The following is a 19117-nucleotide window of genomic DNA, read 5'->3' on the forward strand; positions in this document are numbered from 1 at the left end:
TTAGGTACACAGGTTCAGTTCCTTACTTTTTGTGTTGGATTAAGAACCACTACCGATATTCAGAATAAATATCTTGCAATGTATCATAAAATCCCCAGCCACAATCCGATACGCTATCAATAAGCTTTTCAATCCGTTCGTAATAATTGGCTAACAATCCGTTGAGAAAGATAAAGCGCATAGCCTTGTCGAAATTTCCCTCCAGTGTTGTATAGAACTGTTCCCACATATCGCCAAATTCAAGTGTGTATTCGCATCCTTGTTCGATATAGAACAACATTAAATCGGCAATAAAAGTTGGCTCCGGTTTTAGCTTTTGAAAATCGGAAATGACTTTTCTACATTTGGCAAATGACGGCTTTTCGGAAAATCCACGAGTTGGGAAGAACTCATTTCGGATAGTTTTCTTGCTCTTTTCCAATTCAGCATTACAATCTGGGGCAAGATAAAACTCCAGATAATCTTTTGCCTCTTTACGTGCATCGTATAGTTCAAGAACAATATCGGTTATCTGTTCTTTAGTAAGTGACAACAGGTGTTTTTTTAGCTTTGCTTTTGACATAAATTGATTTTCAGTTGATTGTGTATTTACATTTCTGCTAATGACCAAACAACCCTCTTTCTTTTCATACCTTGACTTCTTTATCAAAATCCGAAAGATACTCTTCGTTTTGAATCAAGCAAAATTTATCATATTCAGCGTATGCCTTTTCTTTCGCTTGTTCGGCAGAAATGGTGCCAGCCTCATTATATTTATCATACTCATATAGAGTCAGGAAATCATCCAATTGCTTTTTCCAATCTGCCATTGTGGAGATGATTTGCCGTTCGGCACGAAGTTCGGCCAAATCAAGGAAAGTGGTTGATAGACGATTGAAGGCAGAGACCTCTGTGTCGGACAAGTAATTCTGGGCAATAAAAGTATCCGACTTTTGGACTCTGCCGTCAGGGGCGTTTTTCCACGTGGTAAGTCCCATGTGGGGCTTTTGGGCATCTGCTCTTGAATAGATGATTTCGGTTGCCGTTTGATGAGAAGTTGCCCAATACATCATATCTTGCACCCTCTTGAAGAATTGTAGGGTGGTCTCAGCCTTAGGGTCATAATCGGCACTACATTCGGCATAGACATCGGTGATTTTCTGATAATACCGACGTTCTGAAGCTCGTATTTCTCGGATACGTTCTAATAGGTCGTCAAAATAATCTTTGCCAAAATGTTTGCCCTGTTTCAAGCGCTCATCATCCAATACAAATCCTTTTATGATCATTTCTTTTAGCACCGATGTCGCCCACATCCGGAATTGGCTCGCTTGATAACTGCCCACACGAAACCCAACGGCAATAACCGCATCCAAATTGTAGAGCAATGTATCATCGTTCTTGCCATCAAATTCAGTTGTTCGAATTTTTCGAATAACTGAACTCTCCTCCAATTCTCCGCTTTTGAAAATCTCTTTCAGATGGTTATTGATCGTATTCGTTTCAACACCAAACAAATCGGCCATTCGCTTTTGCGGCATCCAAAATGTTTCATTATTGAAGATGACCTCTATACGACTTTCTCCTTGTTTCGTCTTATATAGCAATATATTGGATGATAAGCTATTGCCGATTAATTCAGGAGTTGATATTTCTTGTTTGAAATATTCTCTTGCCATCTGCACTTGTGGCTTCTTGCTATCGGCATTTTCCGCAATCATCAAACAAGCGATTCGTGATAGATGTATATTCTCTACCTTACGAAAGGAGCCAGAACTTAGTTTGACCATTTCAAACATAGGATTAAAATGCTCGGTAGTGTTACAACCTTTCTTATTGGCTATAGCGATAGCTTTGTTTAGAGTACGATTTGTGCTATAGCCTAATGCGGTGCACAACTCACGAGAAGTCCAATACTCCGAACCGTTTTCGTCTTGCTTTTTAATCTGTTCAAAGTCGGATTGAATAGGGGGTATATTATTCTCGTTCATCATTATTTCAGATTGTTGGAATTATACACCGCCAATCCTTTAATCGTCAACAGATATTTCTGACGAGGATGACGGGGCTTGTCTGGGTAGAGCATAGAAACAAATCCCTCTTTCATGGCGGGATTCAGTGAATATTCCATAAAATTCTCACGGTTCTTTAATCCTATGGAAGCCATTATCTCTTTGACAGATAATGTATTGTTTGCAATAGCCTTTATTAAGCGGCTGATATTCTCATTATCTATCTGCAATGGATTATTTGAGCTTGTCGGGGTACTTGTCGGGGTACTTGTCGGGGTGGAGATAGCCATATCTTCGGGTGCATTAACCACCATGAAACGATTCCTCAATTCATTGTTTTCTCTTATCAATAGGTTGCGGAAGAATCGTTCTAAATACACAGACTCTCTTTTGATGCCTTTTTGTATATTTTGATAATTGGCTCTAACCAAAGCATTACGGAAATACCAAGAATGATTGGCAAAAAGATCGTTCTCGACATTGAATCCCATTGAGCGTAAATACTGGATGGTAAACACTGCTGTTGTTCGGGTATTGCCTTCTCCAAACGGATGAATCTGCCACAACCCGGATACGAATTGGGTAATATGACTTACTATTTGGCTTATATCTAATCCTGTATAATCAAACACCTTTTCTTGTTCAAGGTCATATTCTATGGCTCTGCGGATGTCGGGAGCAGATACATAGAATACGGTGTCACCACGAAGTACCCATTCTTTTTTTGTTATATTGTAATCTCTGATTTGTCCGGCAAACTTGAATACTCCATCAAATATCCTTCGATGAATGGCACTCAATCCTGCAACGGTAAAAGCAAATGAACGCTCATTCAATAGTTTGGTTATATTGGCAGAAACTTTATCGGCTTCTTCTGTTTCGTTGTCCTTTTCAGTACGAATATCTTTTGAGTCATAGTAACTCTTGATAAGTTGCTGTACTTCATCAATGGTTATATCCCCCTCAATATGCTTACGAGCAGTTTCAATAAGATATTCGGAGGGCTTCAAGCCATCTACTGCTTGAAGTCCTATTGCCGTTTGCCACGCATAACCTTTTTCACGCTTTTGTGGCTCGCTCTGCTGGAGATATTCGTCGAAGTTTAGCATTTAATGTAATATATTCAGAATTAATCTACTTTTATATAGATAAACGAATGATTGTCATCAAAATTCTCATTGCGATCTTTTAAATCAAGAGTACCAAGATGAATCATTTCTAACAATACATCAATAGGCATAGTCTTATGTAAACCGTCAGAGCACAACATAATTTCATCACCGGGAAGTAATAGAATCTTGTGCTCTTCTGCAGTGTCTTCTGTTGAACCCATAAATCCGCGTGACACTATATGTCCGTATCTCTCTCGTTGAGAATAAGTAACCTTACCATGTTTCTCCATTTCCGCAATCATTGTATGATCTTGGGTAACGTAAATTTGTTGCCCATTGCGAAATTGATATACACGGCAGTCTCCAATCCAAAAAATGTTACCTATATAGCCGTCAACTTCAATCCCAGCAAAACAGCATCCCATCTTGGAAACGCCTCGTTCACGAATAGCCCTGCTTAATTCGGCGTTTGCATTCAGCACGGACTCTGGTATGGATTTGCCCTGTATGATAAAATTTGCTATCTCTTCTGCTGCAATTTTTGCAGCAATAGATCCATCAGAGTAACCACCCATGCCATCTGCAACAATATATAAGGCTTTGCTCCCTCCAATTTTTTTGGAGAGAACAAAGTCTTGATTCTGTGCTCTACGACCTATGTTGGTATATTCTATTATTATCATATGGCTTTAATCGTATCGCCACCATGTTTAGTCACTCTTGGTCGAGTGCTTATCTTCATAGGACGTAGGGTGACACCTTTATCAGTAGCCTTTGTTGCCCAAAGATAAGCTTCTCCCGGAACAAGAGATGCCATGTCTGACGATGAAAGAGATTGTAATTGGGTAATTGACTTTTGAATGTGCTTAACCCACTGAGGACTATTAAACTTATGCAAGAGCACAACAGAAGAAAGTTCAATGATTTGAGTTGGAAGACTCATCGGATCCTGACTGGCAATCATCATTGACACACCTTTATGACGCATCTCTCGGATAGCAGTCACGATAGTACTTGTCAAATCTTTATTGCCCATATATTTGTGAGCTTCATCAAACACGATGAATTTATTAAACTTCCTACCTTTGAATTCTTTTACTCCGGAGAAGATATTAAGCATAATGACAAATAGTCCGAGAGCGTCATCTTCATCAATCCATTCATCACGGAGGTCAACGATAATGAGACGACCAGGACGCAAAAGAGAACCGAGCTTTATTGTGTCATCTATGTATTCTTCTGCGAAAGAAAGGCGTTGCTTTGCAAGAGATTTTTGCGTCGCAGAAAGGAGGCCTGAATTATCCACACTCTCTTTAAGTGCGTCAATATTCAGATTCTTTCTGAGAGCTTTCATAATCTGCTTGAGCTGGGCGATATATGTTGAATCATTGCCTACAGCCTTCAACAAGAATTGCCAGTCCTGTACATTAAGGTCCGTTGAGTGGAACTTAATAGGATGAATCATCAATGAAGGATACTCTTCCATTCTCTCTTCAACCTTATCCGCAGGGCAAAGCATGATCACGTCCTCAATACGAGCAGCATCAGCGCCATACACGTCTTTGAGTTTTTTTAGTTGACCGGTTTCGTCATTCGGGTACACCATAGAAGTAAACTCTGGTGCATAGTCCGGACTCTCCGAGTAATGGAAAATAACACTCGCCATTGGTCCAGGAAGTAGGTTTACATTAGAGAACTGCTTCAATGTCATCTCTGAAATGGTCCCAATTGTGTAACTCTTTCCGCCGCCTTGTACTCCGAATAGACTTATAGTGTTAGTTTCGCTTAAATCTATGGCAATCTTACGATGACCGTTAATGCTTTCGCCAAGAATACCATATTGTTCGCTCCCGCTTGTTTTGCCGATAAGAATATCATAAGTCGGTTGGATATAATTGGGGGCGAAGACAACTGGATCAACATAGTTTTTGGGCTTATTCAGAATTGCCGTATCAGGAGGCATATTATCTTTCGGCTTGGTTTCAACTGGAGGCAGCGGCTGGTCTGGCTTTATTTCAACTGTTTCAATGACACCCGTAGTATGCCATGAATCTGAAGAATTGGACTCGCCGTTCGGAATAGAATTGATTTCAGTATTATTATTATCTTTCTCCGCTTCCGACTCTACATGCTCAATTTCCGATGATGATAGCATCTTAACCCGTTGCTTAACTTGAATATCTGCTATATCCTCTACATCGTTGTTGATATGGAATGAGTTTTCACGCAGGATTCGATCTGATGTCTCAAATTCTGTCTTCATGTCCTCATCAGCAGCAGCGCGAACGACATCAACGGTTCTCAGACTATCCACATCTTCAATTATCATCTCAATCATTGGCTTACCAAGGATATAGAAAATGGTATCGTTAAGAACATCTTTGCGTTGATAGGTATCACTCTGAAACTCATAAATGAATCCCATCTTCTTAAAACGAATTATGTAGTCTCCGTTTTGGAGCGACAGAATGAATTCTTCGTATTCTTTAGCCGTTTCTTCGTTAAGATACTTATAACGTGCAGCTCGACGAGAATAAAACAGCAATAACGATTGCAGTTCTATAGTGCGCAGCTCTCGGTCAAGTCGGTCCGGAGATTTAAATTCAGGATCAAAGTTTGTGCGAAGTGCCAGAATTGTATTCTTTATCTGACTTTGCATTTTCTCTTGGAGAGAAAACAATTCGTCATCAGAGAGATTCTGACGGCACTTTATCTCAATTACCGTAAATACAATCTCTCGCTTTGAAGGATGGAAGTCTACCAACAAATCATCAGCACGCTCTCCGGAATCGGAATCTAAGTCAGCAAATAGATTTTGATGTAGATCTATAGGAACGATGAAAGAATCCTCCAGAAGACCTTTTCCTTTCAACATTCGTTTCATAAGAGTAGTGCCGAGCACTTCAAACACTTTATTACGACTGCTTTCCAGTTGCATTATCATACTGCTGCTGACAGAGCGTATGTCAGAGAGCAATTCCAGGAATGATGTTTTATCGCTAACATCTATTCCAAAGTTCTTGAAATGCGGAGCCATTATTCCCTCTATTTCTGACGTCGGGCGGCATGTCAAGAATGATGAAATGCCATTCAGTTCAGCACTTGGTATGTAGTCTAGCAGATATGGCTGTTCTCCAGCCTTGCAAGGCATATCATAAAACTCCGGTCCCATATTCTTGTCGAATGTTACAACCCAGTCGCTCACATCATGAACGAGTGATAGCATTTCAGAATTGGAATCCTTTATATTAAGTGTCAGAGAGGGCACAGACAACTCATGGTCAGACGTCATGCTTGTGCCAATAAGACTCTGCACATTGCCGAATAAATTCTGAAATTCAGCGGCAAACATGGTGGCGTTCTGCATTGGTATATCCGAGATAAACCTTTGCCACTGTATCTCTGAACCTTCGCTTACATTATCAACCTGAACAATAGGACGCATCACAACACCATTAAGATAGAATGACGACTGAATTGTCTTACTCCTTTTCAATGATGCTTGGGTCGGAAACGGGTTTATAAGAAAAGACATATGCGCAGGGAAACGCATAGGGTCTTTCACAAATTCGTCAATGCTATTGATCGAAAAACGTAATTTAGGAAACAGACGATTGTCATCCGCCTGCGAGAAGTTTTCAGCTTCCTCTGACACAGATGTTTCGGGATTCATTAGTTCCTTCAGGGCTTCACCTTGGGGGAAACGCTTATCGTTGCAGAATAAACGAATTTCATAATGTATATCAAAGACATTGCCGGTTGTTTCTCTCTCTATTCTCACAAGGTTATCTGCAAACACCGACGCATCGCCAGCATTAAACAGATTTATAATGAGTTTGTTGATATAAGGATGCTGAGTAATGTATTTGTGCAATAATCGGTAAACCATATTTTGGTTTACATCGCTGTCGATACGATACTGTATACCAATATTGAATAACTGAGACAGATAAGCTTTTAGTTGACGGAACCCAGTTGAGAAAGTATCGTCTTTGTCCTGAAGTGGATTGGCGTATAAACCCCAGCCGAAACATAGTTCTCCGACGTACTGCATGTATCCTGTACGTTTCTCATCCAGAAGTACAAGAGGAGCAATTTCCGGATTTAGCTCACCATAGAAAAGTTTGTCCAATTTTTTATACCAGACATCCGGTTTGCGATAACGAGAATCATTATGTGTCTGCGATTCCCATTCTTCGTATTGTTCGTAAATATTTACGAGCCAAGCGAGTCGCAGAGGATGAAGCGGAGTAATAATATTTGTGTGCGCAGTTCTACCGTCAGGCATTTCAATTTCAAGAGAAACTGTGTCTATTGATTGTAATTTGACAGCTTTATTTGATTCTACATTCTCAGATAAAACACTTGAAAGCCATGCTCTATATTCGCTCACATAAGTCTTGATTTCATCAATGTGTTTAAATACCTCAAATGTTTCGACTACACCGGTATTGTTAGGAGCCGATTGTCTGATTGCATTAAATAGATTTTTTCGAGCATCAATCAACGATTGAGGTACATTAACGTTGACTGGAACTACAAACGCGGATTTAAGTTGGACATCGGTATAATTGTCGCTGATTTCTGCCTCGACATAAGACAACTGATCTCCCTTTTTCAGAAGGGCGCGTTGTAGTACAAGAAGTTTCTTGGACAGAGGAATCTGGTAGTTGTTGTCAGCATCATACCTCAACTGGAAGGTTTCAAGATGGGTACTTTCCTGCCAACTATGCAGTTCATCATCAGATGTGTTTTTTGACACCTTACCATTCTTCTCAACAATAGCAACACGCTTCGGCACAGTAAGTTCGAGACCTTTGCGATTCAGCTCAATTCTGTAGCGGAAATAAGCCATCAGTACATTGCGTATTTTCATACGTGTACCGATTTCTTCACCGTCTGACTCATCATCTACATCTTTATTTCTTAAGAAGAATGTAGTAGAATCAGAAGTAAGCATCTTACGACGTTGTTGCTGGAAATCCTCTTTGGACATACCTTCATCTTTTGTCTCCTCTTCAATCCATTCTTGCTGAACAGCCTCTTCGATAAATTCGTCCTTGGTATTCAGGACTGTTCCGTTTTCATCTTCTGCAAACACATGGAAAAAGTATGACCCATTATCAAATGTTTCCGGATTGATGGTAAATGATAAGTCTCGATAGTCTCGTTGATTATCCGAAACTTTCTTTGTCAAGAGGTCTCGCTCCTTGTAAAAACCGTCCCCATTCATCAGTGCAATACGAACTTTCTTTAGTTCTTCATACTGGCTGGGCTTTGGCGAAAAGAAAATACGGAGTTTTACTTTTGCCCCTTTCTTTGGGTCAACCAACACTTCTGGGTCTCCATCGACAAGAGAATAAGATTTACCTCCTAAGTCAACTTTTACAATATGTAGTTTGCCAAGTTCAAGGACATTTGCAAGAACCCCTTCCCACTTGGAAAAATTTAATGATGGGCTTTCTAGAATTTGTTGGCATAACCCTATGCGAGTGTTTAGTCTACTATTCTGTTTAAGGAAAGCTGCGACATCCTTCTGAAGTGAGTTCGCTTTGATGGGCAGCTCAACAACCCGGTCTGCAATGGTCGATGAGAAATCAGACATGACGCTGATGCAGTCATCGTTTTTCATTAAGAACGATGGCGTATACTCTTTCCTTTGAGCGAGTTTCTCATCCGGAATAAGACCCAGATAAAATATTCCGTTGCCTATTTCCTTGTCGGTAAGTCCGGATAAGACAACATAAAGCAGATAATTAATCTTGTCATTGACCGAAACATTTAAATTCTTTTCGGCATACTGCAACACTGTCTTGATTGTCTTGTTGCCATCGGTTTCATTCAATAACGATTTGAACAACATGAAATCCAGTGTTTTCACACTTAGATCTTGGAATGTTGCATTACCGTATGAGTCTTCGGCAGACGTACTGCTGTTGACCGGAATGAGTATCAAAATTGGCTTGGTCAAGTCGTTGCGAAGCTCAATGAGTTTTGTGGGTGTAATATATTCGCTTCCTGAAAGAGTTTCAGAAAGAATATAACACTCTGCTTGCGTCTCACGCGAATTGATTTTATTTCTCAATTCGGGTAAGACTTCCAAAGGAAATCCCGTGACTTTCATGCAATGTCCGTCAGAGGCATTTTCTATGATATTGCCATAGCAGGACATGAAAATGTCCAGCATCCGATTATAATATTCTCTTCGTAAATCCATTGAGTTCGCTATTAATCGTTGAATTTATATCTGGGACGTATCTTCTGTAGTGATGAAGCATCGCTAAGGTCTGTATAGAACCCTATCTGGCGGAGCTTACTCTTTAGCGCATCAACATTGGCTTTGAATGCCATGTGGGTCTTTACATCTGCATCGGAAAAGCGGGGTTCGTCACTACCATCGATAATAAGCCCATATCGGTCTCTGATACTCTTTATGAGCTGTCGGATGCTTAGCGGATTACTACTGAACCCTCCACCATCTTTTGGTGTAAGTACAAGAAGCTGCACAAGAACCTCCAAAAGTTTAGAGCCAATTGCGCCTCGGCGCTGGTGTTTTCGACTTCGTCCATCAATCATCAGGGCTGACTCTGTATTTTTCATTGAAACATTATCAAGAAATTGACGACCATATTTCAATTGGTAAGAAGCACCTACATTCATGAGACACAGTACATATTTTTGGAGTGCTGTATCTTCAAATTGTAGATAATTTTCTAATTCAGATTTGTACGTTCTTGCATCCTCTCGTTCTTCTTCTGTTTTAGCTTCTTTATCATAGTTGCTAAGGACATCCGAAAGTCGTACTTGAAAATATGCATCTATGCTTGCATCATAATTTTTAATCCGATGAAATATTTGGTTCATAGATTCCAAACTTGCTCCCGGCATTCGTCTTACAGCCTTGATTGTGTATGAGGCTTTGATATAATTCAACATGCCATCGAGGAGATGTTGCATATCTGCACATGCAATATCTGAAATATCGCTTTCAAGTCTATCCGTCATATCAACAACCATACTCCAGCCCTCAGATTCTTCAGCAGAACCAGCATCGACCATTTTGGGAAGCTGATAAACAAGTTGATGAAAGTATAATGCGAGATGAAAACCTGTAAGAATCCTAAGATAATCAATAAATACACTTCGAGGCATACTATTTTGGTATGCAAGTAGCCGAACTACATCGTCACAATATAGGTCAGCTTGTTTCTTCAAAAGTGGACTAATATCGGCTATGACATTGACCACCTTTGGATCAATATCAACCATTTTAATCAGATGAAGCATCCCGGCCGTATCAATATCAAGCGTAGGATTATCAACAAGTTTTCTACTGAAGTTGTCCCAGCCGATTGACATATAAGTTTTTAAAGCATCCCTTACTTCTGGACGTTGATTGATCATGATGAAAATCTGGTCCGCAGTATTGTAATCACGAGTGTATTTCTGATTACGGATTCGATAGCTTTCCAGGTGGAGAGGACGCATGGAGGATATGTTTTCCTTAGCTTTTCCACGAAAAACCATATTAACCAAGCTACTACGCAACCAACTTTCTATCGCTTCTGGATAGTCCGAAAAGCCAACAAGTTCTTGACGCGTCTCTAAGGTCTTGAAATACTTTTCTTTAAGGGTATTTACGTCATGGAATGTAGCATTCCTTGCAAGTTTTAGTTTTATTCGAGCACCATTGTTTCGCATTAGCATGAAGAGATTGACCAGAACATTATCCAATGTAACGGCCTTCATGTCAACAGCGAATATCGACGGCTCACGGAATACACGCTCCTCGCGTGAGAGTATCGGCATTTTCATATTTTATCCTCCTCTGCTTCAAGTCGTGTTACAACAATACGCATCGTTCTCTTATTAAGGCGTATGCGATAATAATCCTTTTCGTTGTTAGTCACGATGATTTCTGTATAAGTTTCGCTTTCAAGCAGGTTCTTGAATACCTGTAACTCGATAAACCTGCCTTTTAGATCGCTTACCGAAGGGCTAAAACCATTCTCAATATATGAGAGCATTTCGTATAGTTCGAGCGATACATTAAGCTGAATATGCTTCTTTGTCTTGCTACGAAAGACAAATGCACAATTCTCATGTTCAAGATACGTCGTCAGTTTATCATTCGTATCAACTTCCATTTCGAAGTCTTTGAGTGGGAATCGACGATAACTCTTTGCGCTTGGATCAGCAACACGGGATGATGAAAGAAGTAAGTATTCTTTTGATAGCTCCCTGTTCCAGCATCCTTCACTACATGAGATAGCGTAAGCCAAATCATTCTTCACAGTCTCCAAGTCATCGCCTTTCTGATTGAGGTTATTGACAAATCTACCGATTGACTGGAAAGGAAGACGTTTCATGAATCCGTCTTTATCGTTGAGGAATGCACCCTCAAAATACTGGTGACGAATAAATGTCTGGTGACGTAATTTCAACAGTCGGACATCACTCTCACTCATCATATATGATGGCTTTAGCTCCATAGTGTCATTGAAAGATGGTATCAAGGACGCTGTTCTTTCTGCGAATGAAAGATAATCTCTTTCATTTTTTTCGCTAAAATAGAGATTCCGGTCAAGCTCTGGTATTGCGACATTGGCAATATCTGTTTCACGTAGAAGTTTTACAACTCTGTCTTCGGAGTGCTGATTGGGAAACCATGAATGTTCAGGCGCTGTTATGTTGAAATAATAGCGCGTCCACCACCTTTGCCGTTCAAGTTCATATCTGATTCTGCGATTATTCTTTTCCTCGTCAGTCGCATCTTCCGGTGTCTCGTCGTATTCTCTTTTTGCCTTATCTAATAATTCAATAAGGTGGGGCATGTCTGCGCACGTATAATCACGGGTAAGCATCCACGCTATAATTGAGCGCAAATCACGCATGGTTATATGGAGCTCACGTTTATATACTATTGTGCGGACTATCCACTCCAGGCGCTTTATTATCTCGTTGCCAACAGCCGAGTCGTTGAGTGAATCGACGTTATATTTTATGAAGCAACGGTCGGCTATCGGACATCCCAGACATTTGTTCCAAAGTTTTTTATCGGTCAAAGCCTTTACCTGTTTACGCAACAAGGAATCCCCATTGTCGTCAAGGGCAGTGACCGAACGAAGATTAAGATTAATAACCATGACTCCGTCAGGGAGGGTAGCCACACCCTCTTTGTAAAAGTATTCATCAATGGCATTATGTAATCCCGTAAGTTCCGGAGTTGACTCCAGATATTCCATCAATCGACCTTCATTAATAGCTATTATGCGGCCCTCCACAGCACATCGATAGTCCTCAATACCAATGAATGGCGCAAAAAACTTTGCCAGAACATCGTTATTCTTTAGGTTATGCTCATCTTGAGAACCATCGTAGTTACTTTCAAACATGACGCTACCCAGACGGAATTTTGCACCATTGCGGGACTCGACATAATTGAGGTCTGTTCCAGCGTTCTCAACCTGACGTATAAACGCGGTCTTGCCATCGCCAGCATTACCGGTTATGATTATAAGCTTATAGTCACCATGCTTGATGTCTTCTAAAAGTTTGGTGTCGAGGCGCGTCTCAGTATATGTCAGTTTGTCAAGAATGTTGTCATTCTTGAATCCTGCACGAGTTCCGGCATTACCTCGTTCACTCTGACTATAGAGAGAATTAATATAATCGACAATATTGTATTCTGTTCCATCCTTGCTATAAAATTCAATAGAAGAATCTATACGTTCAAGAGCATCAAATGCCTCTTGCATCTCTTTTGCGTTTTGGAATCGATTCTCCTTTCGTGTTTCGCAAGCCTTCATTATGAATTTTGCGAACTTATCGGATATGAGGTGATTCCTGTCAAGAATGTTGACCGGAGTCTGGTCAAGAATAGGTGTCTGACTATTTCCCCAAGGATAGATATGGCTCAATAATTCATATGCCGTAACTCCGAGAGCAAATGTATCTGCACCTAAGTCCCAATTCATCTTGCTGCCGACTGTCAGGTCAGGTGCCACATAACGATAAGTTCCTACCTTATGTCGATCTCCTTCCTTGTTTGTAGCTATGTTGAAATCGATGAGCACGAACGACCCATCTTTACGATACATTATATTTTCAGGCTTGATGTCTCTATGTATTACTGGTGGCTGTTTTTCCTGTATATACACAAGAGCTGAAATCATTTGTTTGAGAAATGATTTCATCAGTGTGAGAGAAAGGAATGTATCGCCACTCGCATAGCGGCGAATGTCTGTCCCATCAACATAGTCCATAAGAGTATAGAACAACCCACCATTGGTTGTCCCGTTTCCACGGAATCTCACTATGTTCGGATGATTCAGGTCATTCAATGCCTTGAATTCATCAACAGTCACTTGTGGGCTTACGCCCTCCTTGAATATTTTGGCGGCATATAAAGCTCCAGGCTGATATTGGTGTTTTGCTTTGAAAACCTTTGAGAATCCACCTTCGCCAAGCATTTCACCAAGGACTATGTCGTTGGTAATGCGGTCTGTCGGTTTTAAGTCATTAAGATTTTCATTGGCTTCAGGAACAGAGTATTGCTGTGTGTGGGCAATTATACCGTTCTCAAAGATGAATTGGCGTACTTCATCTATGTTGGCCCATCTTTCAATCGGATCAACAACTATTGTTCTTTCGCAAAGTTCATCTACCCATTTCTCAACGTTAGAATTCACCGCAGAGGGTAGCGAATCTTTTGGAAGTTTACCACCCTTCATTAATAACTCTTTGAAATTGTCGAACGGAAACTTCTGTCCAGTCATCAGCTCGTAGGCAAGAACTCCGAAAGAATAAACATCCGATGCTGCAGAATAGTCCCCGATAAATACATCTTCAGAAGTATAGGCATTCAAGTCGAAATCCTCTAAATCTACAGTGACATTAAAGCTTGCGTCATCGTGAGCTTCGTTATATGCCAACCCAAAATTAGCAAGCGCAGCCCTGCGGTCAGATTGGATAAAAATATTTTCCGGACGCACGTCTCTATGTATCACATTCTGTTCGTGAGCTAAGGATAGAGCCTCAGCAACATTCAATAAAATCTGAATCTTATCCAATTCCGTGAATGTGTTGCGAGCCATCTCACTTCGCAGAGAACGGTCATCTTGATAGGGAGTTATAACATAATAATGATTCTCCTCCGACTCAAACCGACTCTTAATGATTACCCCGGTATTGTCAGGAAGAAAGTCCTCGGTAATCTCACCATTATGAACCAGCTTTTCATGCTTCTCAATCTGAACAGGTGACATACCGGCCTGATTTAAGGCGTAATCGCGAACCTTATACTTTTTGTCAGTTGGGAATTTCTTATGGCAAAGGTATTCTATATAATCATCAGTAGTATCAAGTATCTCGTCGATAATCATACCACAGACATTAGTGCGGACGTGAGCCCGACTAACACTGCTACCCATAAGATAATCGGTAATATCGAATTGGTAAGACGCAATCGCACTTGCTGGGACATAGTGAGGCAACCTGTCAGGCTCCTTAATGAAATTGATAAGTTCATCATTGAGTAGGAATGTTTTGTTGTCGCTGGCAGAGCCGACCTCAAATCCTGATTTGTTCTGATTAAGGTTACTTAGGGTCACAATAGATTCAATCCATGCAGCTTTCCAACGTCCGTTCTTGCGTTTGAGATAGTCGCTGAGGACTTTGCCTTTGAATGTAACACCCTTAATGGGGTTCTTAATTTCTCGGTCGTTATGAAACCATGCGCTATCGTATGCTTCAAGACGGCCTTTGTAGTCCTTGTTTTCGATAAGATAGATTGCATGGGGAGCAACCACGATGCAGTCGCACTCCATGAATTGAGTACCCCCATTCGGATTGATATAGGGATATTCGCCATTGGGTATGATGTAATAGCTGTCAGGCAAGTTAACTTGAAGGAAGTCAAATAAATGCTTCTCTCCGGCGTTCACAGGTCCAGGGCTATGTATTGGAGTACAAAGTTTTGCCATTGGTATGATTGGTGTTATCTATTGTTCTAATTCCATTTCTCAATCTCAGCCTCTACCATTGCTATGGCTTTCAATTCTTTCTCGTTAGCCAGATGACGTTTTGTATGTGCGTTTCTGACCATACGATCAATCTTGTTCATGTCTTCCTTTGCAAGAATTGGAACAGGGATGTCGAGAAACATTCGATTTATTGGATGACATATCTTGGTCCCAGCTTGTGTCCGTCTAATAAGGCGGAATCCATAGTCTGAATTTAGCCAACAATATAAATATCCAGCGGGTACCTTATCATTTGACTTCATTCTAATAAAGTGACTTGATATGAAAGCACCTTCTAAATCTTCGTTGGCATATATGGCTCGACAAAATGTCTCATTCTCACCGAGAGTTCCATCGCTTGCAATTAAGACCTCTCCATATTTGACAAGGTTGTCAGTTTTTACACCTCTCCTCGAAATATATTTGCCCGTAACAATTGTATCAAATATATCCTTTTGGTTAATCAGCATAATGCCACAATGGGGCTTTACTTCAATACTTGGAGCTCCTGTAGATGAAAATGTTTCACCGTTTTCAATTACATCCTTTATTGTTAAATGACTCTCTGGAATAGAGGAGATAATAGCCTTGATGCGTTCAGAATTATTAAAAGCATTGAACGTAATTGAACCGAATTCAGATACTTTTCGAGTAAAGCAACTTGGCTTCCGAGTTGCGCTGTGCTGACCAAAGTAATCATAGTCTTCCGGTGTTAATGACCGCAATCCGGCTTTCTTTTTTAAGAGTTTGTCTGCTGCCTCTAACTCATCAGCAGCTGATTCTCGCAGACGAGCTGATTCTTGAATCAACAAATCAATACTCTCCTGCAATGTCTTTGGGAAATTTGGTATTGGAATTTCACCTACAAAAGGACACTCTATATGTTGGATTACAGCACCGAAAGTACCTTGCGTGAGAAGTATGTATCCATACTTGGATGCTAAATACGCATATATCGCGCCAGCTCTGAGGATGTTATTCGGCTTAAGCCGAATAACATGCTCAGAAGCAAGCTTCTGAGCATGTTTCGCGTTAGCGAACGCAGTTTTTCCGATAGTGCCACTTCGTGTAATGAGAATCCATCCTTTTTCAAGGGCTAATTCCTTTACTCCACCCATATAACGCTTTGACACCATCTTTACGGACTCCAAATCCGCAGCGAGTATATCAGAACTGCTCAAAAACTTATATCCATGCTTTGGGTTTGATACGTATACTCGTTTGTAACGTCCTCCATTGAATATACCTGAAGACACCTCTTTTAATTTCAAAAGCGGATACGGGGATTTTGCAATAGTCTTTTTAACAACTATTGCATCACTCAGGTGATAAGATGGGTCAAATCGCCTACTTGCATCCTCAATGCTTGTTAGTTGAATTTTTGACGCTTTCATATCCCCATGATTTTTTTATATTCCTCTGAAATTTCCGGAAGGTCATCATCAAGCCGGCGCACTCGTTCTACACGACTTCGCGTTATGAGTTCTCCATGACGATTACGGGCTGCCCATTCCTTCTTTGTTGGGTAAAGAATTTCAGCGCCATCATCATCTCTCTTATATATAGGATTGCCTCGGCGGTCTTTGCCAACCTTTTCGGCTATTGCCATGAATACTTCGTAGTCTTCCTTTTGACCCAGTTCAATGCCTATCTTTTTCTGTAAGAAGAGTAGTGAAGCCTGAACGCCAACCTGAGGCAAGAATGCTTCTACAGGCAGGTCTATAGAGGCTATGAGTTTGAATTTTGAAAGTATCCATTCACGAACCTTCTCAGTATTGGGGTTACTGAGTATGCCATCAGGTAAGACTATCGCCATTTTACCACCTGGTTTTAGGAAATTATAACATTGCTCTATGAACAATCCTTCTGGCGATTTTATCCATGCTGATAGGTCATAGTGCTCGACAATGCCCTGTGCAACCTCGACCTTTGAGCCAAAGGGAGGATTTGTAAATATCATATCGAACTTGCCGAAAGCACTGTCTTTGGCTGCATGTTCGTCACATGTTGCGTAGTCGCCCCTATGTCCAACGCTTGTACTGACAGCTTCATTTATACGTTCGAGGTCAGGCAATGAACCAAAGGGGTATTCAAGTGAGTTGATATTGAATATATTGCTATGTCCGTCACCTGCCATAACCATATTCATCTTTGCTGCTTTCTTCAAATCAGGGTCAAAATCGAACCCGAATATCATAGACTCAGCATATTGACGAACGATTTTATTGACTGTCTCATCAGTGTTTGAGAGAGCATCAATCTCAGCTTCAGAACGATCTGCATAGATATTGCGTGTAATTTGGCGACGAACATGATCCAGAACCATTACAAGAAAACCTCCACTACCACAAGCCGGGTCGAGCACACGACAATGCTGGTTTGGGTTCATAATCTCAACCATACACTTTATTATATTGCGTGGTGTGAAGAACTGACCAGCCTCCTGTTTGAGAGTATTACTTACGATAGTCTCGTAAGCGGTGCCTTTCACGTCAACAGTAGCATCAAGGAAGCTGTATTTGGCTATCTGCGATGCGACATACGCAACGCCACGGTCAGACAAACTAATCTGCTCGTTTCCGTCAAAGACTGTTTTAAAGAGATCATCCTTTTTCAGTCTTTCAAAGATATCCTTAATTCGTTTGGCAACTGTAGCCTGACCTTCAGGCGTATTCTGTTCTGTGACACCAACCCAGAACTGGCGGCGATAACTGAACCCCTTCTCGGCATCTGTAAAACGACGTTTTTCATCGAAAATCTTACAGAATATCAGATTAAGAAGTTCCCAAAACGCATCTTTTTTTCGACCCTCGTTGCCATAAAGATAGTCATGACAACGCTTAAACGTTCGAATAAGTGTATCATTGGCAGCTTTACGAGGTTGGGCACGATCACCCATGTTTTCAAGATCTTCTATGGTTTCATCGCAACCTGGGAAATCGCTAATATCTTCAATTCGTTCATTGCCTATCTCATCTTCTTTTCTGTAGGCAAAGAATTGTTTATCTCCATTAGTCCACATTCCGAAGTCACACCCCGTAGCTTGCAGTGCCTTATGAAGAGTAGCCTCGACTCCTTTCTTCTTATCGCTTTCTTTTGCCTTAGAGTCAAAGACAATACAAATACGCTCTATATTTTCCGGTTCTTTCTCTGCTTCATGACGAAATATTGCCAAGTCTATAGTCATGCGCTTTTTCTTACCTTCATCATCTTCGTAAGAGAAAGAATAGTCGCGTTTCATATCGGAAAGATTAAATTCATATTCCTCGTCCATCTGGTTGATTATAGATTGAAGAAGAAGTTCTTTCTCTGTGGCAGTTTTTATAGAATTGGTCAAGACGCAGACAAGTTGGTTGTCATCAAGGACAACCTCATCCTGCAACTGCTTTTTATCGATGTCAAAGTTAGCCATAATATACAAAATTACATAAGTTTAAAGTCATTGCCATGTCCATCTTGATCCATCTTAATAATCCTGCTTCTTAATTGACGATTGAAGTAAATCCTTAACGTCAACTTCAAGACTCATGGCAATATCAGAAAGTGTCTCAAGTGAAGGCTGTGCTGTATTAGTACACCATTTGGACACCGTAGCAGGGTCTTTACCAAGCTTTTGTGCCAACCATTTATTAGTGCGCTTCTTTTCAGCAAGCACCACTTTTAGTCGATTGAGATCTTTTCCCATTTGTAAAAACTGCTATTAGTATTGCGTATTTTGCAAAATTAGTGATTTATTTCGATATACCTATGATGTTTTCGGGAAAATTCATCAACTTTTCAGGAAACTGCTATCTGGAGAACGGCGAAAAAGATAATCGCATTTCTTGCTATCATACGGAATAGTTTCAGGATATACGATATACGCCATCTGTTAGCATTTTGTGAAAGGTATTAAAATCATTACGTAATTAACGCACCATAATCATAGATTTGCTAACTTGTAGCTAACACTTGAAAAGGGACCCGGAACAACATTTAAAAAGTGCCCCAC

10 protein-coding genes are annotated in these 19117 nt (G+C 40.6%); all 10 read right to left on the minus strand.

Annotated elements, in window-relative coordinates:
* Positions 1-49 precede the first annotated feature (49 nt).
* Positions 50-562: a DUF6155 family protein gene (locus DW039_RS09410; RefSeq protein ID WP_055278862.1), complete on the minus strand. Its 513-nt coding sequence runs from the start codon at positions 560-562 to the stop codon at positions 50-52.
* Between the two features lie 64 nt (positions 563-626).
* A complete protein-coding gene (rhuM, locus tag DW039_RS09415) occupies positions 627-1973 on the minus strand; it encodes a RhuM family protein (RefSeq protein WP_117704140.1) in 1347 nt (448 codons plus the stop codon).
* The gene (locus DW039_RS09420; protein WP_055278861.1) at positions 1973-3100 is read right to left on the minus strand and encodes a Fic family protein; all 1128 of its coding nucleotides are present in this window, start codon (positions 3098-3100) and stop codon (positions 1973-1975) included. Before DW039_RS09420 ends, rhuM begins: the two co-directional genes overlap by 1 nt.
* 20 nt (positions 3101-3120) lie before the next feature.
* Positions 3121-3786 (minus strand): PP2C family serine/threonine-protein phosphatase, encoded by a 666-nt coding sequence (locus DW039_RS09425; RefSeq protein WP_117691508.1) that lies wholly within the window; start codon positions 3784-3786, stop codon positions 3121-3123.
* Entirely contained in the window at positions 3783-9320 is a 5538-nt protein-coding gene (locus DW039_RS21080; RefSeq protein ID WP_181979454.1) for an ATP-binding protein, read from the minus strand. The genes DW039_RS09425 and DW039_RS21080 overlap by 4 nt, the downstream gene beginning before the upstream one ends.
* A gap of 11 nt (positions 9321-9331) precedes the next feature.
* Positions 9332-10918 (minus strand): hypothetical protein, encoded by a 1587-nt coding sequence (locus DW039_RS09435; RefSeq protein WP_055278858.1) that lies wholly within the window; start codon positions 10916-10918, stop codon positions 9332-9334.
* Positions 10915-15087 carry a serine/threonine protein kinase gene (locus DW039_RS09440; RefSeq protein ID WP_055278857.1) on the minus strand — a complete coding sequence of 1391 codons (4173 nt, stop codon included), beginning with the start codon at positions 15085-15087 and terminating at the stop codon, positions 10915-10917. The genes DW039_RS09435 and DW039_RS09440 overlap by 4 nt, the downstream gene beginning before the upstream one ends.
* Positions 15088-15113: 26 nt before the next feature.
* Positions 15114-16520 (minus strand): restriction endonuclease subunit S, encoded by a 1407-nt coding sequence (locus tag DW039_RS09445; RefSeq protein WP_055278856.1) that lies wholly within the window; start codon positions 16518-16520, stop codon positions 15114-15116.
* Entirely contained in the window at positions 16517-18538 is a 2022-nt protein-coding gene (locus DW039_RS09450) for an N-6 DNA methylase (protein WP_055278855.1), read from the minus strand. Before DW039_RS09450 ends, DW039_RS09445 begins: the two co-directional genes overlap by 4 nt.
* 54 nt (positions 18539-18592) lie before the next feature.
* Entirely contained in the window at positions 18593-18811 is a 219-nt protein-coding gene (locus DW039_RS09455; RefSeq protein WP_055278854.1) for a helix-turn-helix transcriptional regulator, read from the minus strand.
* Positions 18812-19117: the final 306 nt, after the last annotated feature.

It is taken from the genome of Bacteroides sp. AF39-16AC (assembly GCF_003602735.1).
GTDB classification, from domain to species: Bacteria; Bacteroidota; Bacteroidia; order Bacteroidales; family Bacteroidaceae; genus Bacteroides; species Bacteroides uniformis.

Bases quoted from the DNA above. Each gene is read 5' to 3' on its own strand.
- DW039_RS09450 (WP_055278855.1), bottom strand. From the start codon at position 18,538: ATGGCTAACTTTGACATCGATAAAAAGCAGTTGCAGGATGAGGTTGTC.
- DW039_RS09420 (WP_055278861.1), bottom strand. From the start codon at position 3,100: ATGCTAAACTTCGACGAATATCTCCAGCAGAGCGAGCCACAAAAGCGT.
- DW039_RS09445 (WP_055278856.1), bottom strand. From the start codon at position 16,520: ATGAAAGCGTCAAAAATTCAACTAACAAGCATTGAGGATGCAAGTAGG.
- DW039_RS09435 (WP_055278858.1), bottom strand. From the start codon at position 10,918: ATGAAAATGCCGATACTCTCACGCGAGGAGCGTGTATTCCGTGAGCCG.
- DW039_RS09425 (WP_117691508.1), bottom strand. From the start codon at position 3,786: ATGATAATAATAGAATATACCAACATAGGTCGTAGAGCACAGAATCAA.
- DW039_RS09440 (WP_055278857.1), bottom strand. From the start codon at position 15,087: ATGGCAAAACTTTGTACTCCAATACATAGCCCTGGACCTGTGAACGCC.
- rhuM (WP_117704140.1), bottom strand. From the start codon at position 1,973: ATGATGAACGAGAATAATATACCCCCTATTCAATCCGACTTTGAACAG.
- DW039_RS09455 (WP_055278854.1), bottom strand. From the start codon at position 18,811: ATGGGAAAAGATCTCAATCGACTAAAAGTGGTGCTTGCTGAAAAGAAG.
- DW039_RS21080 (WP_181979454.1), bottom strand. From the start codon at position 9,320: ATGGATTTACGAAGAGAATATTATAATCGGATGCTGGACATTTTCATG.
- DW039_RS09410 (WP_055278862.1), bottom strand. From the start codon at position 562: ATGTCAAAAGCAAAGCTAAAAAAACACCTGTTGTCACTTACTAAAGAA.